Here is a 25763-nt window from a genome sequence, read left to right as displayed (position 1 = left end):
CGTCAGGCCGATGACACGCCTTCCCCGGCCCGTCGTCATCGGACACCGCGGCGCCCCGGCCTACCGGCCGGAGCACACCGCGGCCAGCTTCGAGCTGGCCATCGACCTCGGCGCCGACCTCATCGAGCCCGACGTGGTGGTCAGCCGGGACGGCGTGCTCGTCGTCCGGCACGAGAGCGAGCTCTCGCTCTCCACCGACGTGGCCGAGCGCCCGGAGTTCGCCGACCGGCACACCACCAAGGTGGCCGACGGCGAGCTGCACACGGGCTGGTTCGCCGAGGACTTCACCTACGCCGAGCTGCGCACCCTCCGCGCGATCGAGCGGATGCCGTCGCTGCGACCGCTCAACACCGCCTACGACGGCCGCTACGGCGTCCTGACGCTGGCCGAGGTGATCGAGCTGGCGCGCTGCCGCTCGACCGCCGGACGCCCCGTCCGCGTGCTCGCCGAGCTCAAGCACCCCGAGTGGTGCCCCGGCCTGGAGCGCTCCATGGCCGCTCTGGTCGCCGACGAGCTGCGCCGGCTCGGTGCCGACCGCGCCGACGGCACCGTGGTGCTGCAGTCGTTCGACGCGGCTGTGCTGCGCGAGCTGCGGACGCGCCTGGGGGAGGACGGCCCCCGGATGGTGCAGCTGGTCGAGGACGACCTCGGGGGCGACGCCATGGTGACCCCGTCGGGGCTGCGGGAGATCTCCACCTACGCGCAGGGGATCGGGCCGAGCCGGGAGCGGGTCCTGGCCGACGCCGCGGAGCACGCGCTGACCGGGACCCCGAACGTCGTGGACCAGGCGCACGGAGCGGAGCTGGCGGTGTTCTGCTGGACGCTGCGGGCGGAGAACGCGTTCCTGCCCGAGCACCTGCGCCGGGGGGAGTCCCCCGGGGCGCTCGGCGACGCGCTGGGCGACGCCGTCGCGCTGCTGGCGCTCGGGGTGGACGGGCTGATCACGGACTACCCCGACGTCGCCGTCCGCGCCCGGACCGCCGTCACCGCTGCCCCCGCCACCGCGCAGCTGGTCTGAACCGCACGGCCACGCCAGGGCTCAGCGCAGCCGGTTCGGCTGGGCGCGCTGCGCCCGGTGCACGGTCCGCAGCCGGGCGCGCTCCTGCGCCCGGGCCCGTGCGTCCACCCGCAGCTGCTGCCGGTGGGCCTCGGCCTGCAGCTTCCGCCAGGACGTGAGGCGCGCCGGGTCGAGCCGACCGGCCTCGACGGCGGCGGCGACGGCACAGCCGGGCTCGGTCCGGTGCGCGCAGTCGCGGTAGCGGCACCCGGTCGCCAGCTCGGTGAGGTCGGCGAACGCGCGGCCGACGCCGTCCGCGTCGTCGTACAGGCCGAGCTCCCGCATGCCGGGGGTGTCGACGAGCAGGCCCCCACCGGGAAGCGCATGCAGCTCCCGCGCCGTGGTGGTGTGCCGCCCCCGGCCGTCGTCGCGGATGTCCCGGGTGCCGGCCACCGTCCGGCCGGACAGCGCATTGGCGAGGCTGGACTTCCCGACGCCGGAGGGGCCCACCATGGCCGCCGTCCCGCCCGGGGGCAGCAGCGCCCGGACCGCGTCCAGGCCGGCGCCGGTGAGCGAGCTGACGGCGAGCACCTGCACGCCCAGGGCGTCCTCGGCGACCTGGGCGACCCCGGCCGGCACGTCGGCGCACAGGTCCGCCTTGGTGAGCACGACGACCGGTGTGGCGCCGCTGCTCCACGCCACGGCCAGGTATCGCTCCACCCGCCGCAGCCGGGCCTCGCCGATCAGCGTGTCGACCACCAGCACGGTGTCCACGTTGGCGGCCACCACCTGCGCCGCCGAGGTGCGGCCCGCGGCCGTCCGGGTGAAGGCGCTGGTGCGCGGCAGCACCGCCACTGCCAGCTCACCGCGCAGGGCCACCCAGTCGCCGACCGCGGGGCCGGCCGGGTCGTCGTACAGCGCCGCCGCGGGGGCGACCCGCCGCTCGCCGGCGGCGGTGAGGACGCTCAGCCGGCCGCGGTCCACCCGCGCCACCCGGCCGGGCTCGCACCCCGGGGGCAACGCGGACCCGCGGTCGGGCGTCCAGCCCAGGTCGGAGAGTTCCACGCGCGGCATCGTGGCCCCGAGCGACCCTGGCTGTCGCCGCATTTTCGGGTGCCCGGCGACGCGGGGGACGAAGGCCTCCCGGCGCCGGGCACGGACCCGCGGAGAACGACAGGGGCACGGCACCCGAGTCGCGAGTGCCAGCCGGAGCCGCCCCGCGAGGCGGCCCGACGAGGGGCGGCCGGAGGCCTCCCCGAGGAGGCCCGGGCAGGGCTCAGCGCAACAGGGGACGGCACCTGGCCGCGGCGGTGACCCGGAGGGTCAACCGATCAAGTCGTGGATGACGACGTTCTCGTCCCGCCCGGGGCCGACGCCGATGACGCTGATCCGCGCCCCGGACAGCTCCTCCAGCCGGCGCACGTAGGCCTGCGCGTTGGCCGGTAGCTCGCCGAAGCTGCGGCAGTGCCGGATGTCCTCGAACCAGCCGGGCATCTCCTCGTAGACCGGCTTCGCGTGGTGGAAGTCGGTCTGGGTCATCGGCATCTCGTCGTGCCGCACGCCGTCGACCTCGTAGGCCACGCAGATCGGCACGGTGTCCAGGCCGGACAGGACGTCGAGCTTGGTGAGGAAGTAGTCGGTGATGCCGTTGACCCGGCTGGCGTAGCGGGCGACGACGGCGTCGAACCAGCCGCAGCGGCGGTCCCGCCCGGTGGTGACGCCGACCTCGCCGCCCTGCTTGCGCAGGTACTCGCCGCTGGCGTCGAACAGCTCGGTCGGGAACGGGCCGGAGCCCACCCGGGTCGTGTACGCCTTGAGGATGCCGACGACCCGCTCGATCCGGGTCGGCCCGACGCCCGCGCCGACGGCCGCGCCACCCGCGGTCGGGTTGGACGACGTCACGAAGGGATAGGTGCCGTGGTCGACGTCGAGCAACGTGCCCTGGGAGCCCTCGAGGAGCACCCACTCGCCGGCGTCGAGGGCCTCGCCCAGCAACAGGCGGGTGTCCACGATGCGATGCCGGAGCGCCTCGGCGTACTGCGTGTACTCCTCGACGACCTCGTCGACGTCGATGGCCTTGCGGTTGTAGACCTTGACCAGGATCTGGTTCTTCTCCTGGAGCGTCCCCTCGAGCTTCTGCCGGAGGATCGAGAGGTCGAGCAGGTCCTGCACGCGGATGCCTCCGCGGGCGACCTTGTCGCCGTAGGCCGGGCCGATGCCGCGGCCGGTGGTGCCGATCTTGCGCTTGCCCAGGAACCGCTCGGTGACCTTGTCGAGGGCACGGTGGTGCGGCATGATCAAGTGCGCGTCGGAGGAGATGACCAGCCGCGAGGTGTCCACCCCCCGCTCCTCCAGCCCGGCGAGCTCCCCGATCAGCACCTCCGGGTCGATCACCACCCCGTTGCCGATGACCGGCGTGCAGCCCGGCGTCAGGATCCCCGAGGGGATCAGGTGGAGGGCGTACTTCTCACCGTCGGGCGTGATCACGGTGTGCCCGGCGTTGTTGCCCCCCTGGTAGCGGACGACGTAGGGGACGCGGCCGCCGAGCAGGTCGGTGGCCTTGCCCTTGCCTTCGTCGCCCCACTGGGCACCGATCAGCACGACAGCGGGCATCGGCTCCTGGTTCTCCTGTTCTTCGGCACCCGGGTCGATCCCGGCCGGCAGGTGGCAGGGTATCGGCATGTCGTCGGTCGAGCTGGACCTCCGCCGTCTGGGCCCCGGGGAGGCGCCCCTCAGGAGTCAGCTGGAGCCGGTCGCCGGCGCCGGTTCGCTGCTGGTCCGTGGCCCGGTGACCGGCCTGTCCGCCGTGCTCGCGGCGCTGCACAAGGCCGGGCGCACGGCGGAGGTGCCCGTGTCGTGGGAGCCGGCTGCCGACAAGGCCTCCACCGCGCTCGCCCGCGACCTGGGCATCGGCACCGGCGCGCCCCGGGACCTCACCCTGGTGCGGGACGACCACGGCGGCGTGCTGCTGCACCACGGCCGCATCGAGGCGGCCGGTGACGGGCGGCGGTCCCTGTCCCGCCGGCTGGGCCTGCAGGCGCACCACGACGACATCAAGGTGGCCGACGGCGAGGTCACCCGCATCGACGTCCGCCCCGACTGGAGCGCCGTCGACACGATCGGCGTGACCGTCATGGTCCAGCCGCTGCGGCCGACGCGGCACACCAGCGGGCGCGCGCTCCAGGTCGCCTCCGACCCCGCGCGGATCGTGCGCGACGGCGTGCCCTACGTCCGGCCGGTCGACCGCTGGACCTGGTACGCCGACGACCGGGTGCGGTGGCGCCTGCACCCCTGAGGGGTCCCCGGCGCCCACCGTTCGCGCCTTCGTGGCGGGGCCCTGCGGCCCGCCGGGGTCGTCGTGGACACTGGGGTGGCCCCCGAACGCCCGAGGAGGACCCGCTGCCGACGTCCTGCCGCCCCTCCGGGTCGCCGTGTCGCCCCTCCGGGTCGCCCTGCCGGTGATCACCGACCGCCCGTCCGCCTTCCGCGCCCGTACGGCTCCTGTGCCGCTGGGTCGCCGGTTCCTGGCGCGCGCGCTCGCCAGGCCGAGCCTGCCCGCCGTCGTCGGCCTGGTGGTCGTGGTCGCCTTCTTCGTGGTGCAGGTGCCGGACCTGCTGTCGCCGTTCGGGCTGGCCACGGTCCTCGACACCGCGGCCGTGCTGGGCATCGGCGGCGTCGCCGTGGCGCTGCTGCTCATCGCCGGGCAGTTCGACCTCTCGGTCGGGGTGATCGCGGTCTCCAGCTCGCTGCTCACGGCGCTGCTGATCGGCAACGCGGGCTGGAGCACCTGGCCGGCCCTTGCGGTCTCGCTGCTCGCCGCACTGGGGGTCGGGGTGGTCAACGGCGTCCTCGTCGTGAACACCGGCCTGCCCAGCTTCCTGGTCACGCTGGCGACCTTCCTGATCCTGCAGGGCACCTCCCAGGCCGGGGCCCAGGCGGTCGCGGGCTCCACCCGGGTCAGCGGCCTGGACCAGACACCGGGCTGGTCGTCGGCGAGCGCGCTGTTCGACTCGACGGTGGAGATCGGCAACGGCCGCTTCGGCGTCTCCATCCTGTGGTGGCTGGTCCTGACCGCGCTGGCCACCTGGAGCCTGTGGCGCACCAAGTTCGGCAACGCCGTCTTCGCCAGCGGAGGCGCCCGGCAGGCCGCGCGCGAACTCGGCGTGCCGGTCCGCCGGACGACGGTGGCGCTCTTCTGCCTCACGGCGGCCGCGGGATGGCTGCTGGGCACCTTCACGCTGGTGCGGCTGGGCAGCGCCCAGGCGGGCGGCACCGTGGGCATCCTCAGCGGGATCGACTTCATCGTCATCGCGGTCATCGGCGGGTGCCTGCTGACCGGCGGTTACGGCTCCGCGATCGGCGCCGCCGTCGGCGCGCTGCTGTACGGGGTCGCCCGGGAGGGCATCACGCTGGCCGACTGGGACACCCGCTGGTTCCAGGCGCTGCTGGGGGTGCTGCTGCTGGTGGCCCTGCTGGCCAACGGCGTGGTGCGCCGGCGGCTCAAGTCCCGGCCCCGCTCGTGAGCACGTCCGCGGCCGTCGACGGCGGCGCCCCGGCTCCCGGCCCCACCCCGGTCGTGGAGCTCCGCGGGGTCACCGTCCGGCACGGCAACGTGCCGGCGCTGAGCCGGGTGAACGCCGCGCTGGTGCCCGGCGAGATCACCTGCGTGCTGGGCGAGAACGGCTCGGGGAAGTCGACGCTGGTGTCGGTCCTGTCGGGGCTGCGCCGGCACGACGAGGGCGAACTGCTCGTCGACGGCGTCCTGGTGCGGTTCCGGTCACCCCGGCAGGCGCGCGAGGTGGGGATCGCGACCGTCTGGCAGGACCTCGCCGTCGCCCCGCTGCTGTCGGTCTGGCGGAACTTCTTCCTCGGCGCCGAGCCCACCCGCGGGGTGTGGCCGCTGCGCCGGCTGGACCTGGACGGCGCCCGCGAGACGACCGCTCGGGCCATGGCCCGGGTCGGCGTCACCGGGCTCGACCCCGACCAGCCGGCCAGCTCCCTGCAGGCCGGCGAGCGGCAGAGCCTCGCCGTCGCCCGCGCCCTGCACTTCGGCGCCCGGGCGCTGGTCATCGACGAGCCCGTGACGCCCATGACGGTGGCCCGGCAGACGCTGTTCGGGCAGTCGATCCTCGCCGCGCGGGCCCAGGGGCTGGCGGTCGTCGTCGTCACCAACAACCCGCGCTACGCCCACCTCATCGGCGACCGTTTCCTGCTCCTGGCGCACGGCCAGGTGGCCGGCAACCTCACGCGGGACGACGTCGACGCCGACGTCCTCACCGCCCTGATGGCCGGCGGCGACCAGCTGACCACGCTGACCGACGCGCTCACCGCGCTCCACCCGGAGCTCGGCGAGCGCTGAGCCTCTCCGGGCCCCCACCGTCGGCAGGGGCCCGGAGCCGGTCAGCCGGTGAAGAGGCTCACGCCGCCCGGGCCCACCAGCAGGCCGACGACGATGAGCACGATCCCCCAGACGATCTCCTTGCGGATGATCGCCACGACCCCGGCGACCACCAGGACGACGGCGAGGATCCAGAGCAGGGTTTCCAGCATCAGTACGTCTCCTCTTCCGGGCGCCGGTCCCGGCGCCGTGCACGCTCAGTAGTGATCGATCAGGGCATGATCCAAACCCCGGCGCCGGAAAGTGCTGGTAGGACGCGGACGGGCGGCCCGCTGAGCGCGGACCGCCCGTTACCGATGGTGAGCAATCAGATGGTCAACGTCGGATCGCAGTCGCGCAGGAGCTGGGTGCACCGCTCGGCCTCCGCGGTCTCACCGATCGCCTCGGCCGCCGCCGCCAGCACGATGACGCAGCGCAGGAACCCGCGGTTGGGCTCGTGCGACCACGGCACCGGGCCGTAGCCCTTCCAGCCGTTGCGGCGCAGCGCGTCCAGGCCGCGGTGGTAACCGGTACGGGCGTAGGCGTAGGCCTGGATGGTGTCGCCGAGCAGCCGTTCGGTGCGGTGCAGCGCCTCCTCGGCGAGGCCGGCCCAGACCGCGCTCACCGTCGGGTGGTGCGCCGCGACCTCCGCCAGCGTGGCCCCCTCGGCGAGTTCGGCGTCGGCCTCCGGGGTCGGGGGAAGCAGGGTGGCCGGCGGCTCGCCCAGCAGGTTGCCGTGGGAGTGGCTCATGCGGTCACGCCCCCTGCGACTGGCCGGCGGACAGGAGGTGCTCGCAGGCCTCCACGACGCGGGCGGCCATGCTGGTCTCCGCGGCCTTGAGGTAGCCGCGCGGGTCGTAGGCCTTCTTGTTGCCGACCTCGCCGTCGACCTTCAGCACGCCGTCGTAGTTGCTGAACATGTGGCCGGCGATCGGGCGGGTGAAGGCGTACTGGGTGTCGGTGTCGACGTTCATCTTGACGACGCCGTAGGAGATCGCCTCGCGGATCTCCGACTCGGCCGAGCCCGAGCCGCCGTGGAAGACCAGGTTGAACGGCTTGGCGCCCTCGCCCAGCCCGAACTCCTTCGCCACCAGCGCCTGGCCGCGCTCCAGCACGTCGGGCCGCAGCTTGACGTTGCCGGGCTTGTAGACCCCGTGCACGTTGCCGAAGGTGGCGGCGAGCAGGTAGACGCCGCGCTCCCCCAGGCCGAGCTGCTGCGCGGTGCGCAGGAAGTCGCCGTCGGCGGTGTAGAGCTTCTCGTTGATCTCGGCGACGACGCCGTCCTCCTCACCGCCGACGATGCCGATCTCGAGTTCCAGGACGATCTTCGCCGCCGCGGACTTCTCCATCAGGTCCTCGGCGATGTCCAGGTTCTCACCCAGCTCGATCGCCGAGCCGTCCCACATGTGCGACTGGAACAGCGGCTCCTGGCCGGCGTCCACCCGGTCCTTCGACAGGGCGATCAGCGGCCGGACGTAGTTGTCGAGCTTGTCCTTCGGGCAGTGGTCGGTGTGCAGCGCGACGTTGACCGGGTACTTCTCGGCCACCACGTGCGCGAACTCGGCCAGCGCCACCGCGCCGGTGACCATGTCCTTCACCCGGGTGCCCGAGCCGAACTCGGCGCCCCCGGTGGAGAACTGGATGATCCCGTCGCTGCCGGCGTCGGCGAAGCCGCGCAGCGCCGCGTTGATCGTCTCCGACGAGGTGCAGTTGATCGCCGGGTAGGCGAACCCGCTCTCCTTCGCCCGGCTGATCATGTCGGCGTAGACCTCAGGGGTGGCGATGGGCATGCGGTGCACTCCTCGCATCGGTTGCGGCTGTACTGCGCTGTACGTGCTGACGACGGCGATCAGTATCCCGCCGCGCCCTCCCGCCGCCACACCGCGGGCCGCGGCAGGCCCCGACCGGGCGACACGCGCTCGGGCCCCGCCGGCGCGGTGGTCACGCCCGGCCCCTCCGTGCCGGCTGGTCCGCCGGGTCGTCCCCCACCCGGAGCCCGAGCGCGGTGGCGACCTGCACCGCCTGTGCCAGGTCGATCCGCGCCCCGGTCAGCCGGAGTTCGCGCGGGTCGAACGCCGGGAGGTGGCTGCCGCGCAGGTCCGCGCCGGTGAGGTCGGCCTCGTGCAGCTCCGCCCCGGACAGGTCGAGGTCGCGGAGCGTGGCGCCGGCGGCCCGCACCGCGCTGAGATCCGCCTCCCGCAGCCGGGTGCCGCGGAAGGACGCCCGCCGCAGGTCGGCGCCGGGCAGGACGGCGAAGGACCAGTCCCCGCCCTCGACGGTCAGCTGGTCGAAGGAGCACCGGTCGAACACGGCCCCCACGAGCTTGCAGTCGGCGAGGGCCGCGGAGAAGAACGAGCAGCCGGTGAAGGTGCAGTTCGCGAAGGCGGCGTCGGTGAGCTCGACCAGGGCGAACCGGCAGTCGGAGAACGCGCAGTCGGTGAAGGCGACCCCGGTGCCGGTGGCCTCGGTGAGGTCGACCGCGCTGAAGGTGACGCCCGTGTGCTCCCGGCCGGTGAGGTCCTCGCCGTACCAGTCCGCGTCGCGCACGTCGGCCGGCGGCAGCACGCGGTCGGGCACCGCTCAGCCCTGCTCGATGCGGCTGACCACCCGGGCGGCGACGACCACCGGGTCGTAGGTCGGCGAGAACGGCGGCGCGTAGGAGAGGTCGGAGCCGGCCAGGTCCTCGGCGGTCATGCCCGCCCAGATGGCGGCGGCCAGCACGTCGATCCGCTTGCCCGAGCCGGGGCCGCCGACGATCTGGGCACCGATCAACCGCCCCGACCCGGCCTCGCTGAGCAGCTTGATCGCGATCTCCTCGGCGCCGGGGTGGTACCCGGCCTTCGTCGTCGCCTCGATCGTGTCGGTGCGGTAGTCGAAGCCGGCCTGCTCGGCCTCGGTGGTGCACAGCCCGGTGCGGCCGATCTCCAGGTCGCCCACCTTGGTCAGGGCGGTGCCCAGGACCCCGGCGAAGCGAGCCGCGCGCCCGCCGATGACCGAGCCGGCCACCCGGCCCTGCTTGTTCGCGTGGGTGCCCAGCGCGATGTGGGTGGCCTCGCCGGTGACCCGGTGGAACGTCTGGGAGCAGTCGCCGGCGGCGTAGATCTCCGGGTGCGAGCGGGTGCGCTGCGTGCGGTCGACGGCGATGGCGCCGGTGGTGCCCAGCCGGATGCCGGACTGCTCGGCCAGCGCCACCTCGGGGCCCATCCCCAGGCCCAGCACGACGAGGTCGGCGTCGTAGCTGCCGGCGTCGGTGCGCACGCCCCGCGCGCGGCCGGACTCGTCCACCAGGATCTCGCGGACCGCCTGGTCGGGATGCATCTCCATGCCCATGGCGCCCATGCCGGCGCACACCCGCTCGGCCATGTCGCTGTCCAGCAGCTGCATCGGCAGCGGGTCGGCGAGGACGACGGTGATCTCCAGCCCGCGCCGCTGCAGGGCCTCGGCCATCTCCAGCCCGATGTAGCCGCCGCCCAGCACCAGCGCGCGGCGCGGCCCGGCGTCCAGGGCGGCCCGGATGGCGGCGCCGTCGTCGAGCCGGTGGACGCCGAAGACGCCCGGGGCGTCCAGGCCGGGGATGGGCGGGCGGTTCGGGCGCCCCCCGGTGGCCACGAGCAGCCGGTCGTAGCCGATCCGCTCGCCGCTGTCGGTGACGACCTTCCCGGCGCCGGCGTCGATCTCGACCGCCCGGGTGCCGGTGTGCACCGTGATGTCCCGGGCGGCGAACTCCGCCGGCGTCCGGGCGATCAGGTCGTCCCGGTCCTCGATCTGCCCACCCACCCAGTACGGGATGCCGCAGGCGGAGTAGGAGATGACGTCGCCCTGCTCCAGGACGACGATCTCCAGGTCGTCGGCCTTCCGCAGCCGGCGGGCCTGGGCCGCCGCCGACATGCCCGCCGCGTCGCCCCCGATGACGAGGAACCGTTCCCTGCTCATCGCCCCAGCGTGGCACCCACCGGCGTGCTGCGGAACACCGTGCCCGGGTTCAGCAGGCCGGCCGGGTCGAGCGCGGACTTGATCGAGCGGTGCACGTCCAGGGCCACCGGGCCGATCTCGCGCTCCAGCCAGTCGACCTTGAGCACGCCCACCCCGTGCTCGCCGGTGATCGTGCCGCCGAGGGCCAGCCCGAGCTCGAGGATGTCGTCGAAGGCGCCGAACGCCCGTGCCCGCTGGTCGTCGTCGGCCGGGTCGAAGACGACGGTCGGGTGCATGTTGCCGTCGCCGGCATGGCCGACGACGCCGATCACCAACCGGCGGGCCGCGGCGATGGCGTCGCAGCCGTCGAGGAACGCGGCGATCCGTGACCGCGGCACGGCGACGTCGTCGATCAGGGTGCTGCCGAGCTGCGCCAGGGCCGGCAGCGCCATCCGCCGGGCGGCGAGCAGCAGGTCCCCCTCGGCCTGGTCCTCGGTGGTGTGCACGAACTCCGCGCCGGCCTCGCGGCACAGCTCGGCGAGCGCGGCGATCTCCGCCGCGGCGGCCGCGCCCCCGGCGTCGGACTGGGCGACGAGCAGGGCGTGCGCGCTGCGGTCCAGATCGGCCTTCAGGAGGTCGTCGACGGCGCGGATGCAGGTGTTGTCCATGACCTCCATGAGGCTGGGCACCAGCCCCGCGGTGACCACCCGCTCGACGACCTGCCCGGTCTGCGCCGTCGTGGCGAAGGTGGCGGCCAGGGTGACCGGGCGCTGCGGCGCCGGGCGCAGCGCCAGGGTCGCCTCGGTGATGATCCCGAGCGTCCCCTCCGCGCCGACGAACAGCCGCGCCAGGTCGTAGCCGGCCACCCCCTTGACGGTGCGCCGCCCGGTGCGCAGCACCCGCCCGTCGGCGAGCACGACCTCCAGGCCGAGCACGTAGTCGGTGGTGACGCCGTACTTCACGCAGCACAGCCCACCGGAGTTCGTGGAGAGGTTGCCGCCGATCGTGCACCAGTCGTAGCTCGACGGGTCCGGGGGGTAGAACAGCCCCGCCCCGGCGACGGCGTCGCGCAGTTGCTTGTTCACCACGCCGGGCTGGACGACGGCCAGCCGGTCGGCCGGGGAGACCTCCAGGACGGCGTCCATGCGGGTCATCACCACGGTGATGCCGCCGTCGACGGCGTTGCTGGCCCCGGCCAGCCCCGACCCGGCCCCGCGCGGCACCACCGGGATCCCGTGCCGCGCCGCCACCCGCATGACGGTGACGACGTCCTCGGTGCGCCGGGGGAAGACCACGGCGGCCGGGGTGCCGGCGGGCGCCAGCATCGCCTGGTCGCGCGCGTAGCCGGCGGTGACATCGGGATCGGTGCGGACGCCGTCGGCGCCCAGCGCGTCGGTCAGCTCGGCGAGCCACGTCGCCGTCGTCGTGGTCACCGTCACACCGTAGCCACCGCAAGGATGATCAGGTCACCTGATCATTCCGGGTCCTGGCTCAGCACCGGTGGTGAGCCAGGACCGCAGACGATCAGGTCACCTGATCATCACGGGGGTCAGGCGAGGCCGAGGTCGGCGAGGGTGAAGGCGGCCCGGTACTCGAAGCCGGCCTCCTCCACCGCCGCGCGGCCGCCGCGGTCGACGATCACCGCGACCGCCACCACCTCGGCGCCGGCCTCCTGGAGCGCCTCCGCAGCGGCCAGCGGGCTCCCGCCGGTCGTGGAGACGTCCTCGACGACGAGGACGGCGCGGCCGTCGACCTCGGGCCCCTCGATGCGGCGCTGCAGGCCGTGCGCCTTGCCCGCCTTCCGGACGACGCAGGCGTCGAGGAAGCCCTCGCCCGCCGCCGCGGCGTGCAGCATGGCCGCGGCCACCGGGTCCGCGCCCAGGGTGAGCCCGCCGACGACGTCGTAGCGCAGGTCGCCGGTGAGCTGGCGCATCACCCGGCCGACCAGCGGGGCACCCTCGTGGTGCAGCGTCAGCCGGCGCATGTCGATGTACCAGTCGGCCTCCTGCCCCGAGGAGAGCGTGACCTTCCCGTGCACCACGGCGAGGTCGACGATGAGCTGGAGCAGCCGGTCGCGGTCGGGCAGGGTCGGGGCAGCCGTCATGCGCCCGACCCTACTGAGGGCCGGGATCGCGGCACGTCGCCGCAACCCGCTCGGGCGGCGGCCGGCTCGACGATCAGGCGGTGGGGGCGAGCACCTGGTCGATGAGGTAGACGGTGGCGTTGGCGGTCTGCAGGTTGCCGCAGATCACCGAGGCCTCCGCCTGGCCCGGGACGGTGGCCTCCGCGGCGATGGCGAAGTCCTGTCCGGAGCCCGCGATGGTCACCTGGTCGTTGCTCGCCGTGATGTGCGTGCCCGCCAGCTCCTCCGGGGCCAGGCGGCCGGGGATGACGTGGTGGGTCAGCACCGCGGTGAGCTGCGCGGTGTCGGCCAGCAACGGGCCGAGCACCTCGGGCGGGACGGCGTCGAACGCCCCGTTCACCGGCGCGAGCACGGTGATGTCGTCGGTGGTGTTCAGGGTCTCGACCAGGCTGGCGGCCTGGACGGCCTGGGTCAGGGCCGACAGCGCCGGGGTGGTGCCGGCCGCGGTGGCGACCGGGTCGGCGCCCATGCCCGCGAAGCTGCCCGGCCCCTCGGGGAACACCGCCGCGCAGCTCTCGCCGAACGGCTCGGCGGAGGCGGGCACCACCGAGCTCTCCGGTGCCGCGGAGCCGGCGTCGGGCGTGGCACTGCTCCCGGCGGGGTCGTCGGAGCCGCAGCCGGCGAGCGTGATCGTCAGGGTGGCGACGGCGGTGCGCAGGACGCCGCGGGTGAGCGTGCGGTTCATGGTGGTGCTCCTGTCCTTCGTGCGTGCGACGCCGGTCTCCCGACGGTCATTCTCGGCCGGGTCCGCATCCGGATCCGCCCGAACCGGGGAATCCTCGACGTCGGCCCCTGCGCCGCTCCGGCGCGGGCGGGCGGATCTGCCAGGCTGGGCCGGTGCCGGCCTCTCCCCTCCCCCGTCCCGCCAGCGGCCCCCCGACCCCCGACAAGCCGCCGTCGGTCCGGGTGGCCGTCGCCCTGCTGGCCGCCCTCGCCGTCCTGATCCTGCTGTACGTGATCGTGTCCCTGCTCGGGTGGGACGGCCTGGTCAGGGCGCTCACCGAGGCCGGCCTGACCGAGGAGGAGGCCCAGCGCTACCTGGTCATCAACACCACGGCCCCGGGGTTCATCGGGCTGGTGTACGCCGTCTCGGCGTGGGGGCTGGCCACCCGCCGGTCCTGGGCGCGCTGGACCGGCCTGGCGGGGTCGGTCGTGCTCGCCCTGCTCCTGGTGTCGGCGATCCTGTCCGCCGGTGGGGTCACCGTCGTCTCGCTGCTGCTCCTGGTCCTGTCCGTCGCGGCCGCGACCAGCCTGGTGGCGCGCACGACGCGCGACTGGCTGGCGGCCGGGCGCGACGGAGGGGCGACGACCGCCTGATCAGCGCTGCCCGGTCGCGAACTGCCACTTGCGGTAGCGGTACCAGTCGTTGGACGCCTTCGCCGCGAGCAGCACGACACCGACCGCGGTGAGCGCGATCTGGAACCACGTCAGCGTGGTCACGAACGGCAGCGGCCCGGTGCCTCCGGCACTGAAGGGTGCGAACAGCAGCATCAGCCCGCCCAGCACCCACAGCACGATCCGGGCCCAGTTGCGCCCGGTCCAGGCGAACCAGAGGAACAGCGCCTGGAGGAGGAGCATCACCACCCCGACGGCGATGCTGATCTGCAGGACCAGCTCGGCGAACTGCTCGACGTCCATGCCTTCCAGCTGGGGGTCGTCGAGACCCGCCCCCTCCTGGGCGAGCGCCCAGTCGAGTACCTCGTCCCAGTTCAGCAGCATGGCGGCGCTGCCGACGGCGCTGAGCACCAGCGCGGCCAGGAAGGCACCGATCCCGGCGCGCACCGTCAGCGGGCGCTCCATGGGCGCCGGGGCGTCAGGGCCCCAGCCGGTCGGGGCGGCCGGGGCGGGCGCGTAGCCGTACGGCTGCTGCCCGTACGGGTGCTGACCCTGCCCCTGGGGCCCGTGACCCTGCGGACCCTGGCCGTAGGGGCCCTGGCCGTAGGGGCCGGGTCCGTAGGGCGGCTGGCCCTGCGGCGGCGGAGGAGGCCAGCCGGGCTGCTGCCCGCCCTGCTCCTCGGGCCGGCCCTGCTGGCCCTCCTGGTCGCCCTGGCCCGCCGTCATCGCGCCTCCGTCCCTCGATCCCCGTGGTCGTCGCGATCATGGCCGACGGCGGCACCCGGGACCAGCGGGGCGCGCGGGGCCACCCCCTCGGGAGCGGCCCCGCGCCCGTCCTCAGCCGCGGGTGACCCGCAGGCCGGCGTCCGGCTCGTCGGCCGGCCAGTCGACGACGACCTCGTCGCCGTCCCGGATGTCCCCGGCGAGCAGCGCCCTGGCCAGCTGGTCACCGATCGCCGACTGCACCAGCCGGCGAAGCGGCCGGGCCCCGTAGACCGGGTCGAACCCGTTCAGCGCCAGCCACTCGCGGGCCGCGTCGGTGACGCCGAGGGTCAGCCGGCGGGCGGCCAGCCGGCGGGCCAGGACGCCCACCTGGATGTCGACGATCCCGGCGAGCTCGTCGGTGCCGAGCGCCCGGAAGACCACCACGTCGTCGAGCCGGTTGAGGAACTCCGGCTTGAAGTGCGACCGCACCACCTCGAGCACCGCGTCGCGCCGCCGGTCCTCGGGCACCGACTGGTCGGCGATGATCTGCGAGCCGAGGTTCGACGTCAGGATCAGGATGGTGTTCCGGAAATCCACCGTCCGGCCCTGGCCGTCGGTCAGCCGGCCGTCGTCGAGCACCTGCAGCAGGACGTCGAAGACGTCGGGGTGCGCCTTCTCCACCTCGTCCAGCAGGACGACGGTGTACGGACGGCGCCGGACCGCCTCGGTGAGCTGCCCGCCCGCCTCGTAGCCGACGTAGCCGGGGGGCGCGCCGACCAGCCGGGCCACCGAGTGCTTCTCGGAGTACTCGCTCATGTCGACGCGCACCATGGCGCGCTCGTCGTCGAACAGGAACTCCGCCAGCGCCTTGGCCAGCTCGGTCTTGCCGACACCCGTCGGTCCGAGGAACAGGAACGAGCCGGTGGGCCGGTCGGGGTCGGCGACCCCGGAGCGCGCCCGGCGCACCGCGTCGGCCACGGCCCGCACGGCGTCGGGCTGGCCGACGACCCGTCCGCCCAGCCCCTCCTCCATGCGCAGCAGCTTCTGCGTCTCGCCCTCCAGCAGCCGGCCCGCGGGGATGCCGGTCCAGGCCTGCACCACCTCGGCGATGTCGTCGGGCCCGACCTCCTCCTTGAGCATGGAGTCGCCCGTCTCGACCGACTGCTCGGCCTCGGTCAGGGACTTCTCCAGCTGCGGCAGCCGGCCGTAGCGAAGCTCGGCCACGCGGGCGAGGTCGCCGTCGCGCTCGGCCCGCTCCGCCTCGAGCCGCAGCCGCTCCAACTCCTCCTTGATGGCCTGGATGCGGCCGATGGCGGACTTGTCCTGCTGCCAGCGGGCGGTCAGCTCGGCGAGCTCCTCGCGCTTGTCGGCGAGGTCGTCGCGGAGCGCGGCCAGCCGCTCGAGGGACGACGGGTCGTCCTCCTTGCCCAGCGCCATCTCCTCGATCTCCAGCCGGCGGACGGCGCGCTCCACCTCGTCCACCTCGACGGGGCGGCTGTCGATCTCCATCCGCAGCCGGCTGGCGGCCTCGTCGACCAGGTCGATGGCCTTGTCGGGCAGGAACCGCGAGGTGACGTACCGGTCCGACAGGGTCGCCGCGGCGACGATCGCGCCGTCGGTGATCCGGACACCGTGGTGCACCTCGTAGCGCTCCTTGAGCCCGCGGAGGATGCCGATGGTGTCCTCGACCGACGGCTCGCCGACGTAGACCTGCTGGAAGCGGCGCTCCAGGGCCGGGTCCTTCTCGATGTGCTCCCGGTACTCGTCCAGGGTCGTCGCCCCGACCATGCGCAGCTCACCGCGGGCGAGCATCGGCTTGATCATGTTGCCGGCGTCCATGGCGGAGTCGCCGGTCGCGCCGGCCCCGACGATGGTGTGCAGCTCGTCGATGAAGGTGACGACCTGGCCCTCGGCCTCGGTGATCTCCTGGAGCACGGCCTTCAGCCGCTCCTCGAACTCACCGCGGTACTTGGCACCGGCCACCATCGCGCCCAGGTCCAGGGCCATCAGCCGCTTGCCCTTGAGGCTCTCGGGCACGTCGCCGGCGACGATCCGCTGGGCCAGGCCCTCGACGATCGCCGTCTTGCCGACGCCGGGCTCGCCGATGAGCACCGGGTTGTTCTTGGTCCGCCGCGAGAGGACCTGCACCACGCGGCGGATCTCGGTGTCCCGGCCGATGACCGGGTCGATCTTCCCCTCTCGGGCCCGCTCGGTGAGGTCGACGGCGTACTTCTCCAGCGCCTGGAAGGTGCTCTCGGGATCGGCCGTCGTCACCTTGCGGTTGCCGCGGACGGTGCGGAAGGCCGCCACCAGCGCCTCGCGCGTGGCTCCGGAGCCGGTCAGCACGGCCCCCGCCTCGCCCTCGGAGCCGGCCAGGCCGACCAGCAGGTGCTCGGTGGAGACGTACTCGTCACCGAGCGCGCTCGCCTGCTCCCCCGCGGCGTTGATCACGCGCAGGAACTCCCGCGACGGGGAGGGGGCGGACACCGTCGATCCGCTGACGCTGGGCATCCGGCGCAGGGCCGCGTCGGCCTTGCTGCGCACGTCGACGGGGTCGGCGCCGACCGCGGTCAGCAGCGGGCCGGCGATGCCGTCGGTCTGCTCCAGCAGGGCGACGAGCAGGTGCAGCGGCTCGAGGGCCGCCTGACCCCGGCCGACGGCCAGGCGCTGGGCACCGGCGACGGCCTCCTGCGAACGGGTCGTGAGCTTGCTCTCCATGCTGCGGCGCACGTCCTTTCCTGTCTTCGGCACGCCGTCCGTCCGTGGCCGGCGTCTGTCCTGCTGCAACGATCCAGGGGTTGAGTCTGTTTCGCTCAACTCTGCCAGGTCGGCGGACCTTCCCGCACGCCGCCCTCCGTCCCCGGACCCGCCTCGTCCGGGCCGGACAAGGGCATAAGGTCCCGACGTCCGCGGCGCCGCCCCCTAGACTCGGGGCATGACCGCTCTGCCGGCTCCGAGCGCGGCGCTCGACGACCAGCTGTGCTTCGCCCTGTACGCAGCCTCCCGGGCCGTGACCGCGCGGTACCGCCCCATGCTCGATGCGATCGGTCTGACCTATCCGCAGTACCTGGTCATGCTGCTGCTCTGGGAGCAGGACAACCAGACGGTCGGCCAGCTGGGCTCCCGGCTCGCCCTGGACAGCGGCACCCTGTCGCCCCTGCTCAAGCGGCTCACCGCCGCCGGGCTGGTCACCCGGCACCGCCGGGTCGAGGACGAGCGGTCGGTCGCGATCGCCCTCACCGACGCCGGGCGGGCGATGCAGGACAAGGCCGAGGCCATCTCCGAGGAGATGATCGGCGCGATCGGCTTCGACGCAGGCGAGTTCGACGACCTGAAGTCCCGGCTCCGGCTGCTCACCGACCGGGTCAACGGCACCGCGGCCACCGGGGACGCAGCCGAGGCCGGACGGTAGGGCTGCCGCCGGGCGGGTAGGAGGACGCCCACGGCGCCGCCCGAGCCAGAGGCGGCCACGGCCCGGAAGGGGCGCACATGCCCACTCGTACCGCTCGCACCGCCTGGAACGGCACCCTCCAGGAGGGCTCGGGACAGGTCGAGCTCTCCAGCTCGAAGGTCGGCACCTACGAGGTGTCCTTCCCCAAGCGCACCGCCGACGAGGCCGGGGGCACCACGAGCCCCGAGGAGCTCATCGCCGCGGCCCACTCGGCCTGCTTCGCGATGGCGCTGTCCAGCGAGATCGGCAAGGCCGGCGGCACGCCGCAGTCCCTCGAGGTCTCCGCCGACGTGACGCTCGGCCAGCGGGACGGGGCCCCGGCCATCACCGGCATCACGCTGACCGTGCGGGGCGAGGTCGAGGGCCTCGACGCCGGCGGCTTCGACAAGGCCGCGCAGGCCGCGAAGGCCGGCTGCCCGGTGAGCAAGGCCCTGACCGGCACCGAGATCACCCTGGACGCCGCGCTGGAGGGCTGACCTCCGGCTGATCCGACGACGGCCCGCCTCCCGCTCGGGAGGCGGGCCGTCGTCGGCGTCCGGGGGATCCGCTCAGCGGACGGCGGGCCCGGAGCCGGCACGCACCGGCTCGCCGGTGCGCCCGCCGTCGGCGTCCCGGCCCTCGATGGCGTCGGTGTCGATGCGGACCGGAGCCGACCGCTCGGCCGCCTGGCGCTCGTCGCCGGTGTCGGTGCGCAGCGCGACCTCGCGGATGAACAGCACGGCGAGGACGGCGACGACCGCCACGACGGCCGAGATCAGGAAGACCCGGCCGGTCGCGTCCCCGTAGGAGACGCGGATGAGGTCCTGGATCGGGGCCGGCGCATCCGCGAGGTTCGCCAGGCCGATGTCACCGCCGCCCGCGGCGGCGGCCTCGGCCGCACCGGGGATGCCGGCCAGGCCACCCCGGATCAGGTCGGCGACGTGGTTGCTCAGCACCGCGCCGAGCACCGAGACGCCGACCGTGCCGCCGAGGCTGCGGAAGAAGGCCACCGCGGAGCTGGCCGCCCCCAGGTCGCTCGCGGCGACGGTGTTCTGCACCGCCAGCACGAGGTTCTGCATGCTCATGCCGATCCCGGTGCCGAGCACGAAGAGGAAGCCGCTCAGCAGCACCATGTCGGTCTCGTGGTCGATGGTGGCGAGCAGCCCGAAGCCGGTCACGACGAGGATCGAGCCCGCCGCGAGGAAGACCTTCCAGCGACCGAACCGGGTGATCAGCAGCCCGGACACGGTGGAGGAGATCAGCAGGCCGCCGACCATCGGGATCGTCAGCAGGCCGGCCTCGGTGGGTGAGTAGCCGCGGGAGATCTGCAGGTACTGGCCCAGGAAGACCGTCGAGCCGAACATCGCGACGCCGACGGCGACGCTGGCGATGATCGCCAGGGTGGTCGTGCGGTCCCGGAAGAGCCGCAGCGGCACGATCGGCTCCGCGGCGCGCACCTCGGTGACCAGGAAGGCCACGATCGCGAGCACCGAACCCCCGAGGAAGAACGCCGTCTCCACGGAGGCCCACCCGAAGCTGCCGCCGGCCAGGGTGACCCAGATGAGCAGCCCGGAGACGCCGGCGGTGAGGAACGCGGCACCGAGGTAGTCGATCGTCACGTCCCGCTTGGTGACCGGCAGGTTCAGCGTGCGCTGCAGCAGCACCAGGGCGACGGCGGCGAACGGCACGCCGACGTAGAAGCACCAGCGCCAGCCGAGCCAGCTGGTGTCGACCAGCAGGCCGCCGAGCAGCGGGCCGCCGACGGTCGCGACCGCCATGACCCCACCCAGGAGACCGGAGTAGCGGCCGCGCTCGCGCGGGCTGATCATCGCGGCCATCGCGATCTGCACCAGCGCCTGCAGGCCGCCGAGACCCAGGCCCTGGAGCACCCGCCAGGCGATCAGGGTGTCCACCGACTGGGCGAGCCCGGCCAGCATCGACCCGACGATGAAGATGACGATCGACAGCTGGATCAGCAGCTTCTTGCTGAACAGGTCCGAGAGCTTGCCCCAGATGGGCGTGGACGCCGTGGACGCCAGCAGGGTCGCCGTGATCACCCAGGTGTACTGGTTCTGCGTGCCCCGCAGCTCGGTGATGATCGTCGGCAGCGCGTTGGAGACGACTGTCGAGGACAGGAACGCCACGAACATCGCCAGCAACATGCCGGAGAGCGCCTCCAGCACCTGGCGGTGCGTCATCCTCCCCTGCTGCTCGACGGGCGCCTCGGCGGCTGCGGTCTGGACGGTGCTCACGGAACTCCTGGACGGTGCTGGTGCGGGCTGGGGAGGGCGCGGGGGCCGGGCGGTCATCCGACGGCCGCCGCGGGGACCGGGCGCGGGTGGGTGCCCGCGACGTCGAGGTCCCCGACCAGTCGCTCGAGCAGGCCGGCGAGGCGCTGCGCGTCGTCCTCGTCCCAGTCGCCGAGGGCGGTCTGCGCCCACTCCGACCGGAGCGCGCGCGAGGTGGCCAGCGCGTCGGCCCCCCGGTCGGTGAGGTGGAAGAGGGTGGCCCGGCCGTCGCGCGGATCCGGGCGGCGGAGCAGGTAGCCGGCCCGTTCCAGGGCGGCCAGCTGCCGGCTGGCGACGGAGGCGTCGATGCCGGCCAGGCCGGCCAGGGCGCTGCAGCGCAGGTCGCCGTCGCGCTCGAGCGGGAGGAGCAGGGGCCAGCCGAACGACGGCAGGTCGCCGTGCAGCTGGGCGGCGGCGCGCGAGCTCAGGTGCCGTCCGGCACGGATGAGCTGGGCGACGCTCGCCACGAGGCGTTCCCGGGTGGCGGGGGTGGGGGGCATGACGACGTCCTAGGGGTGCAACTGCTTGTAGACCGAAACCATACGCCCACTTGGTTGCGGTCTGCAACGGTAACCCTCGTCACGCAGCCCCGGACGCGGCGATGCCCGGACCCCCGTGCGGGGATCCGGGCATCGCCGGCGGGGCGTGCTGCGGTCAGCGGGTGTACGGGCGGTGCAGGTAGCGGCCGGCCGGCCGGCCGGTGACGGAGCCGTCGGCGAGCACCTGGTTGCCGCGCACCCAGGTGTCGGTCACCCGGGCCCCGAGCTCGAAGCCCTCGAAGGGCGTGTACTCCTGGGTCGACTCCGACTTCTCGGCCTGCACGGTCCAGGTCGCCGACGGGTCGACCAGGCAGAAGTCGGCGTCGTACCCGACCCCGATGGTCCCCTTGCCCGGCAGCCCGTACCGCTGGGCCGGGTTCCAGGACGTGAGCTCGGCGATCCGCCGGTAGGACAGGCCACGGCGACGCCCCTCGCTCACCAGGCCCGGGAGCAGGTACTCCGCCCCGCCGAAGCCGGACTTCGCCGCGAAGATGTCGTCCCGCGGCTCGCCGAACTTCTTCTCGTCCTTGCAGCAGGCGTGGTCGCTGACGACCCAGTCGATGTCGCCGGCGAGCAGGTGCTCCCACAGCGCCTCGACGTCCTCCCGCGGCCGCAGCGGCGGGTTCACCTTGCCGCCGAGCCCGTGGGCGGTGTCGATGTCGGCCAGCAGGTGCCCGATCGTGACCTCGCGGCGGAAGTCCACGTGCGGGAAGACCTTCGCCATCCGCAGGGCGGCGGTCAGGGCCTTGCGCGAGGACAGGTGCAGCAGGTTGATGCTCGGCAGCTGCGTCTCGTCGGCCAGGAAGGACGCGATCGTGATCGCCAGGCCCTCGGAGTGCGGCGGCCGCGAGGCGCTGTACGCGGCCAGCCCCTGCAGGGTGCCCTCGGCCTGCACCAGCTTGGTGTAGGCGGTCATGATCTCCGCCGTCTCGCAGTGCAGGGACAGCGAGACGTGCGGCGCGTGCTCGGCCAGCTTCTCGCGCGCCTCCTGGATGCCGCGCATGACGAACTCGAAGTGCGCCAGGTCGTAGCGCTCGTCCGGCGGGATCATCAGGAACGAGCTCTGGTCGGACGAGGCGCCGTGCAGGCCGTGCCCGCCGTAGAACATGAAGATCTTGAACGAGGTGACGCCGAACTCCTCGATCAGCGCCGGGATCTCACCGATGTGCTGCTTCGACATCGGCGCCAGGTGGAACGCGTAGTCGATGTAGGAGCGACCCTCGGAGGCGGCCAGCACCTTCGGGAAGAACTCGCGGTACGGCCCGCCCTCGTTCAGGTAGTACTGCCCGGTGCGCATGTAGGTCAGCCCGGTGGTGACGCCGCCCTGGGCGCTGGCCCGGCTCTCGGTCTCCGCGTCCTCGCCCAGCGGGTTGTAGATGCCCCAGTGCTGGTGGGCGTCGACCACGCCGGGGAAGGCCACCCGGCCACGGCCGTCCACGACCACGTCCGCGTCCGCCGCGGGGATGTCGCGCTCGACCCGGACGAACTTCCCGTCGACGACGCCGAGGTCGAGGGCCTCGCCGTCCTCGGCGCCGGGAACGTCCGGTCGGACGACCGTCACGTTCTTCACAAGGGTCTGGAGGCGGGTCATGCGGTTCCTTCCTCGGAGGTGATGGCGGCGTGCCCGGGAGCCGACGCCCCGCGGCCGGCGGCCACGTGGTCGGCGGCCAGGTAGGCCAGGCCCAGTGCGGGCAGCAGGCCGTTGCCGGCCAGGTAACCGGCGGCGCCGTGACCGGAGATCCCGGCCGCAGCGCCACCGGACGCGTAGAGCCCGGGGATGACCGAGCCGTCGGTGCGGGTGACGCGGGCGTGCTCGTCGACGACGAGACCGCCCTGGGTGTGGAACAGCGCCGGCACGACGCGCACGGCGGCCAGCGGCGGGGCGAGCTCGGCCTCGAAGAAGGTCCGGCCGAACCGGTCGTCGGTCTCCCCGCGCGCCAGGGCGGCGGAGGCGGCGAGCTCGTCGGCCAGCGCGTCGGCGGGCAGCCCGGTGGCCGCGGCCAGCCCGGCGACGTCGTCGGCCCACACAAGGGCGCCGCCCTCGATCGTCTGCCGGAAATCGGTGAAGGGCAGGCAGGCGTCGTGGATCCGCTGGTCCAGGACGATCCAGGCCGTCGCGCCGGGCTGCTGGGCGATGACCGAGGCGTACTCGGAGTAGCCGGAGGTCTCGTTCCCGAAGCGCCGCCCGTCCTGCCCGACGATCACCGCCCCGTGCATGACCGTCGCCCAGCCCACCAGCGTCGAGGACCGGGCCGCCAGCGCGCCGTGCCCCTGGTAGGCGTCGAGGTACGCGGTCTCCGCCCCGAGCCCGGTGCCGATGCGCAGCGCGTCCCCGCGGGAGGCCTCGCTGCCGTGGTAGACCGCGTCGGCGATCTCCGGGAGGTGGCGGCCGACGAGCTCGCGGTCGGCGCCGTAGCCGTTCGTCGCCAGCAGCACCGCCGGCGTCTCGACCTCCTCGGTGGCGCCGTCGGGCGTCTCGATGACCGCCGCGCGCACCCGGCCCTCGTCGTCGAGGAGCACGTCCACCAGCTTGGCCGGGACGAGCAGGTCGATCCGCTCCTCGGCCTTCACCGCGGCGACCAGGTGGTCGAGCAGGACCGTGCCGTGCCGGCCCTCGATGGTGTGGCAGCGGTCTGCGCTGTGCCCGGGGTAGTGGAAGTCGGTGACCAGCGCGAGCGGCAGGGCCACGTCGTCGGCCAGCCACTCGACCAGCGGCGCGCTCACCTCGGCGAGGGTGCGCGCCAACCGCTGGTCGGCCTGCCCCTTCGTCTTGCGCAGGACGTCCTCGACGAAGAGCTCCGGCGAGTCGTCGATGCCGGCCTCGCGCTGGAAGCGGGACCCGGCGCCCGGGATCATCGCCGTCGACATCGAGGTGTTGTTGCCGCGGCGGAAGTGCTCGCTGACCTCGACGACCAGCACGTCCAGCCCGTGCTGCGCCGCCCGCAGGGCGGCCGCCAGGCCGCCGCCGGCGCCCGCGACGACCAGGTCGGGTCCGGTGTCGCTCACGCCGCCTCCCCCGCCGCGATCAGCCGGAGGGCCAGGGCGGTCGGGTCGACCACGCGCACCGGCCAGGCCGCCGCCTCCGCCGGCAGGTCGACAGCGCTGCAGCCGTTCACCAGGTCGCCGGCGCCGGCCCGGCCCATGCGGCCGACCACCGCCTCCAGCGAAGCGGCCCAGCGGTCGGCCTGGTGGATGGCGTCGACGTCGAGGTCCAGGACCTCCACGCCGGTGAAGGAGCTGCCCAGGCCGTAGACGTCGACCTGCCGGGCGAGCTCGTCGGCGATCGGCCGGTTGCGGGTCACCGCACCCACGGAGCGCCCGGCGAGCGCGCTCCACGTCATGCTGGTCCGCAGCAGGCCGAAGACGGGGCGGTCCAGCTGCCCGGCCAGCGCGGGCACGCCCGGGTCGAGCACGCAGTCGGGCAGCAGCGCGTCGGCCTCGTCCGGCGCCCGGCGCAGCGCCTCGGTCACCATGCCCTCGCTGTCCCGCACCTGCTGCTCGGTGTCCAGGGCGTGCGGCGCCTCGACCCCGATGTCGTGCAGCTCGACGGTCAGGCCCGGTGGGCACAGCGCGTCGTAGCGCGCCTGGCGGCGGGCCAGCTCCCCGGCGGGGACGTGGATCGGGGTGACGGCGAAGATGCGCACGGAGCTCCTCAGGGACGGGTCGGTCGGGCGGGTCATCCGGCCAGCCGCCCGAGCAGCGGGGCGACGTCGGAGGCGTCCGGCAGGCCGGCGGCGACGTCGCGGACGGTGGCCACCACCGCGTCGTCCGCGAGCAGGGCGGACAGCAGCGCCAGGACCTCGGCCTCGGCGAACGGGTGGTAGGCGGCGTCCCCCACGGGGTTGGGGACCTCCAGCGCGAGCTCGCGCCCGGCGGTCCGGACGGTCACCCGGGCGGCGCGCTCGTCGGGCAGCCGGGCGTCCAGGTCGTCGGCCCGCACCACCCGGACCCGGCCGGCGAGGCGGGTGACCCGGGCGTCGCTGCGCGCGTCGGCGGCCGAGGCCGCCGGGTCGACGGACCCGTGGACCAGCGCGGCGGCCACCACGAACGGCACGCTGAACAGCGCGCCCAGGCGCGAGTCCCAGGAGGTGCGGTCCAGGCCCGCGGCCAGCGAGTGCGTCTCGACGACGACCTCGTCGACCGCCGCCGGGTCGTCGAGCTCCGGGCGCAGCCGGAGCACCGCGTCGGCCACCGGGTGGGTGAACGAGCACGACGCGTGCCGCTTGAAGTAGCCGTGCCGCACGTCCCAGCGCTCGCCCAGTGCCTCGGTCAGGACGGCGGCGTCGAAGGAGCCGAGCAGCTCCCCCAGCGAGCGGGCCGCCGTCCCGGTGTTGCGGGCGATGCCGGCCGCGGCCATCCGGGCCGCGGCGAGCCCCGAGACGTTGGATGCCGACATCCACGCGTCCCGGACGGGGTTGCCGTCGAGGGCGGAGTCGAAGTGACCGGCGACGGGCATGCCCGCCCCGGTGTCGATGGCCGCGGCCACCTGGTCGGCCCCGAGGCCGAGCAGCCGGGCGCACCCCGCGGCGGCCCCGGCGACGCCCCAGCTGCCGTGCGGGTGCATGCCCGGGCGCAGCCGGGTGGCCCGGCCGAAGCGGGCGGCCACCTCGTACGCGGCCATCAGCGCCGCGGCGGTGTCCGGACCGGAGGCGTGCAGGTCGGCCGCGAGCGCCAGGACCGCGGGGAGCCCGTGCGCCCCGGGATGCCCCTTGGCGTACTTGTGGCCCTCGTCGAGCTCGAGCCGCACCAGCGCGCTCGCGTTCAGCCAGGCGGCGGCCTCGACCGTCGTGCTGAGCCCGCCGCCGACCAGCGGTGCCGGCCCGGCCCCGGGACGCCACGCGGCCACGAGGGCCCGCTGCTCGGGCTGACGGGCTCCCAGCACCGTGACCCCGAGGGAGTCCAGCAGCACCAGCGACAGCCGCTCGCGTGCGTCGGCCGGGACGTCGGCCCACTGCAGCTCCGCGACCCACTGCCCGAGGGCCTGCGTGGCCTCGCGCGCCTCGTCGGCGGACGAGCGGACCGCCGCCGCCGTCACCG

At 74.2% G+C, this 25763-nt stretch carries 25 protein-coding genes; 7 read left to right on the top strand and 18 right to left on the bottom strand.

The features are described 5' to 3' along the window. Positions 1–10 precede the first annotated feature (10 nt). Positions 11–1018 (top strand): glycerophosphodiester phosphodiesterase family protein, encoded by a 1008-nt coding sequence (locus ACI79T_RS02220; RefSeq protein WP_456608413.1) that lies wholly within the window; start codon positions 11–13, stop codon positions 1016–1018. A gap of 21 nt (positions 1019–1039) precedes the next feature. Here the strand turns inward: ACI79T_RS02220 and rsgA are convergent, their stop codons facing one another. Next, the gene (gene rsgA / locus ACI79T_RS02215; protein ID WP_456608412.1) at positions 1040–2062 is read right to left on the bottom strand and encodes a ribosome small subunit-dependent GTPase A; all 1023 of its coding nucleotides are present in this window, start codon (positions 2060–2062) and stop codon (positions 1040–1042) included. 258 nt (positions 2063–2320) lie between these two features. Then, on the bottom strand, positions 2321–3610 hold the full coding sequence (locus ACI79T_RS02210; protein ID WP_456608411.1) for an adenylosuccinate synthase: 1290 nt from the start codon (positions 3608–3610) through the stop codon (positions 2321–2323). Positions 3611–3677: 67 nt separating this feature from the next. Between ACI79T_RS02210 and ACI79T_RS02205 the strand changes: the two genes are divergently transcribed. From ACI79T_RS02205 to ACI79T_RS02195, 3 genes are all read left to right on the top strand, one after another. Then, on the top strand, positions 3678–4292 hold the full coding sequence (locus ACI79T_RS02205) for a hypothetical protein (protein WP_456608410.1): 615 nt from the start codon (positions 3678–3680) through the stop codon (positions 4290–4292). A gap of 136 nt (positions 4293–4428) precedes the next feature. After that, positions 4429–5520: an ABC transporter permease gene (locus ACI79T_RS02200; protein ID WP_456608409.1), complete on the top strand. Its 1092-nt coding sequence runs from the start codon at positions 4429–4431 to the stop codon at positions 5518–5520. After that, positions 5517–6356, top strand: coding sequence for an ATP-binding cassette domain-containing protein (locus tag ACI79T_RS02195; protein WP_456608408.1), 840 nt, complete (start codon positions 5517–5519; stop codon positions 6354–6356). The genes ACI79T_RS02200 and ACI79T_RS02195 overlap by 4 nt, the downstream gene beginning before the upstream one ends. Positions 6357–6397: 41 nt before the next feature. Here ACI79T_RS02195 and ACI79T_RS02190 read toward each other — a convergent pair whose 3' ends face one another. From ACI79T_RS02190 to ACI79T_RS02155, 8 genes are all read right to left on the bottom strand, one after another. Continuing rightward, a complete protein-coding gene (locus tag ACI79T_RS02190) occupies positions 6398–6547 on the bottom strand; it encodes a GPGG-motif small membrane protein (RefSeq protein ID WP_456608407.1) in 150 nt (49 codons plus the stop codon). Between the two features lie 155 nt (positions 6548–6702). Next, positions 6703–7125: a DUF3151 domain-containing protein gene (locus tag ACI79T_RS02185; RefSeq protein ID WP_456608406.1), complete on the bottom strand. Its 423-nt coding sequence runs from the start codon at positions 7123–7125 to the stop codon at positions 6703–6705. Between the two features lie 4 nt (positions 7126–7129). After that, positions 7130–8164 carry a class II fructose-bisphosphate aldolase gene (gene fbaA / locus ACI79T_RS02180; RefSeq protein WP_456608405.1) on the bottom strand — a complete coding sequence of 345 codons (1035 nt, stop codon included), beginning with the start codon at positions 8162–8164 and terminating at the stop codon, positions 7130–7132. Between the two features lie 151 nt (positions 8165–8315). Beyond that, positions 8316–8951 (bottom strand): pentapeptide repeat-containing protein, encoded by a 636-nt coding sequence (locus tag ACI79T_RS02175; RefSeq protein ID WP_456608404.1) that lies wholly within the window; start codon positions 8949–8951, stop codon positions 8316–8318. Positions 8952–8954: 3 nt separating this feature from the next. After that, positions 8955–10307: an FAD-dependent oxidoreductase gene (locus tag ACI79T_RS02170; RefSeq protein WP_456608403.1), complete on the bottom strand. Its 1353-nt coding sequence runs from the start codon at positions 10305–10307 to the stop codon at positions 8955–8957. Further along, entirely contained in the window at positions 10304–11719 is a 1416-nt protein-coding gene (locus ACI79T_RS02165; protein WP_456608402.1) for an FAD-binding oxidoreductase, read from the bottom strand. Before ACI79T_RS02165 ends, ACI79T_RS02170 begins: the two co-directional genes overlap by 4 nt. A 116-nt stretch (positions 11720–11835) precedes the next feature. Next, positions 11836–12390, bottom strand: a complete 555-nt coding sequence (gene pyrE / locus ACI79T_RS02160) for an orotate phosphoribosyltransferase (RefSeq protein ID WP_456608401.1) — start codon at positions 12388–12390, stop codon at positions 11836–11838. Between the two features lie 73 nt (positions 12391–12463). Then, positions 12464–13114, bottom strand: coding sequence for a fasciclin domain-containing protein (locus ACI79T_RS02155; RefSeq protein WP_456608400.1), 651 nt, complete (start codon positions 13112–13114; stop codon positions 12464–12466). 152 nt (positions 13115–13266) lie between these two features. On the opposite strand from ACI79T_RS02155, the gene ACI79T_RS02150 reads away from it, so the two are divergent. Next, positions 13267–13746: a hypothetical protein gene (locus ACI79T_RS02150; protein ID WP_456608399.1), complete on the top strand. Its 480-nt coding sequence runs from the start codon at positions 13267–13269 to the stop codon at positions 13744–13746. On the opposite strand, the gene ACI79T_RS02145 is transcribed toward ACI79T_RS02150, so the two are convergent. After that, the gene (locus ACI79T_RS02145; protein ID WP_456608398.1) at positions 13747–14490 is read right to left on the bottom strand and encodes a hypothetical protein; all 744 of its coding nucleotides are present in this window, start codon (positions 14488–14490) and stop codon (positions 13747–13749) included. Positions 14491–14601: 111 nt separating this feature from the next. After that, the gene (clpB, locus tag ACI79T_RS02140) at positions 14602–17220 is read right to left on the bottom strand and encodes an ATP-dependent chaperone ClpB (protein ID WP_456608397.1); all 2619 of its coding nucleotides are present in this window, start codon (positions 17218–17220) and stop codon (positions 14602–14604) included. A gap of 184 nt (positions 17221–17404) precedes the next feature. Between clpB and ACI79T_RS02135 the strand changes: the two genes are divergently transcribed. Further along, positions 17405–17881, top strand: coding sequence for a MarR family winged helix-turn-helix transcriptional regulator (locus ACI79T_RS02135; protein ID WP_456608396.1), 477 nt, complete (start codon positions 17405–17407; stop codon positions 17879–17881). Positions 17882–17958: 77 nt separating this feature from the next. Next, on the top strand, positions 17959–18396 hold the full coding sequence (locus ACI79T_RS02130) for an OsmC family protein (protein WP_456608395.1): 438 nt from the start codon (positions 17959–17961) through the stop codon (positions 18394–18396). Positions 18397–18468: 72 nt separating this feature from the next. Here the strand turns inward: ACI79T_RS02130 and ACI79T_RS02125 are convergent, their stop codons facing one another. From ACI79T_RS02125 to ACI79T_RS02100, 6 genes are all read right to left on the bottom strand, one after another. Next, a complete protein-coding gene (locus ACI79T_RS02125) occupies positions 18469–20151 on the bottom strand; it encodes an MFS transporter (protein WP_456608394.1) in 1683 nt (560 codons plus the stop codon). 53 nt (positions 20152–20204) lie between these two features. Further along, positions 20205–20687, bottom strand: coding sequence for a MarR family winged helix-turn-helix transcriptional regulator (locus ACI79T_RS02120; protein ID WP_456608393.1), 483 nt, complete (start codon positions 20685–20687; stop codon positions 20205–20207). Positions 20688–20841: 154 nt separating this feature from the next. Continuing rightward, the gene (locus ACI79T_RS02115) at positions 20842–22317 is read right to left on the bottom strand and encodes a dihydroorotase (RefSeq protein WP_456608392.1); all 1476 of its coding nucleotides are present in this window, start codon (positions 22315–22317) and stop codon (positions 20842–20844) included. Continuing rightward, entirely contained in the window at positions 22314–23732 is a 1419-nt protein-coding gene (locus ACI79T_RS02110) for an FAD-dependent oxidoreductase (RefSeq protein WP_456608391.1), read from the bottom strand. Before ACI79T_RS02110 ends, ACI79T_RS02115 begins: the two co-directional genes overlap by 4 nt. Beyond that, positions 23729–24370, bottom strand: coding sequence for an aspartate/glutamate racemase family protein (locus ACI79T_RS02105; RefSeq protein ID WP_456608390.1), 642 nt, complete (start codon positions 24368–24370; stop codon positions 23729–23731). The genes ACI79T_RS02110 and ACI79T_RS02105 overlap by 4 nt, the downstream gene beginning before the upstream one ends. A gap of 32 nt (positions 24371–24402) precedes the next feature. Beyond that, positions 24403–25761, bottom strand: a complete 1359-nt coding sequence (locus ACI79T_RS02100; RefSeq protein ID WP_456608389.1) for an MmgE/PrpD family protein — start codon at positions 25759–25761, stop codon at positions 24403–24405. Positions 25762–25763: the final 2 nt, after the last annotated feature.

It is taken from the genome of Blastococcus sp. SYSU DS0619, from assembly GCF_054051035.1.
This window is presented reverse-complemented; position numbering and strand designations above follow the sequence as displayed.

Excerpts from the sequence above, each read along its gene's own strand:
- ACI79T_RS02220 (WP_456608413.1), top strand. The coding sequence starts at position 11 with ATGACACGCCTTCCCCGGCCCGTCGTCATCGGACACCGCGGCGCCCCG.
- ACI79T_RS02210 (WP_456608411.1), bottom strand. The coding sequence starts at position 3,610 with ATGCCCGCTGTCGTGCTGATCGGTGCCCAGTGGGGCGACGAAGGCAAG.
- ACI79T_RS02205 (WP_456608410.1), top strand. The coding sequence starts at position 3,678 with ATGTCGTCGGTCGAGCTGGACCTCCGCCGTCTGGGCCCCGGGGAGGCG.
- ACI79T_RS02190 (WP_456608407.1), bottom strand. The coding sequence starts at position 6,547 with ATGCTGGAAACCCTGCTCTGGATCCTCGCCGTCGTCCTGGTGGTCGCC.
- ACI79T_RS02185 (WP_456608406.1), bottom strand. The coding sequence starts at position 7,125 with ATGAGCCACTCCCACGGCAACCTGCTGGGCGAGCCGCCGGCCACCCTG.
- fbaA (WP_456608405.1), bottom strand. The coding sequence starts at position 8,164 with ATGCCCATCGCCACCCCTGAGGTCTACGCCGACATGATCAGCCGGGCG.
- ACI79T_RS02170 (WP_456608403.1), bottom strand. The coding sequence starts at position 10,307 with ATGAGCAGGGAACGGTTCCTCGTCATCGGGGGCGACGCGGCGGGCATG.
- pyrE (WP_456608401.1), bottom strand. The coding sequence starts at position 12,390 with ATGACGGCTGCCCCGACCCTGCCCGACCGCGACCGGCTGCTCCAGCTC.
- ACI79T_RS02155 (WP_456608400.1), bottom strand. The coding sequence starts at position 13,114 with ATGAACCGCACGCTCACCCGCGGCGTCCTGCGCACCGCCGTCGCCACC.
- ACI79T_RS02145 (WP_456608398.1), bottom strand. The coding sequence starts at position 14,490 with ATGACGGCGGGCCAGGGCGACCAGGAGGGCCAGCAGGGCCGGCCCGAG.
- ACI79T_RS02135 (WP_456608396.1), top strand. The coding sequence starts at position 17,405 with ATGACCGCTCTGCCGGCTCCGAGCGCGGCGCTCGACGACCAGCTGTGC.
- ACI79T_RS02130 (WP_456608395.1), top strand. The coding sequence starts at position 17,959 with ATGCCCACTCGTACCGCTCGCACCGCCTGGAACGGCACCCTCCAGGAG.
- ACI79T_RS02120 (WP_456608393.1), bottom strand. The coding sequence starts at position 20,687 with ATGCCCCCCACCCCCGCCACCCGGGAACGCCTCGTGGCGAGCGTCGCC.
- ACI79T_RS02115 (WP_456608392.1), bottom strand. The coding sequence starts at position 22,317 with ATGACCCGCCTCCAGACCCTTGTGAAGAACGTGACGGTCGTCCGACCG.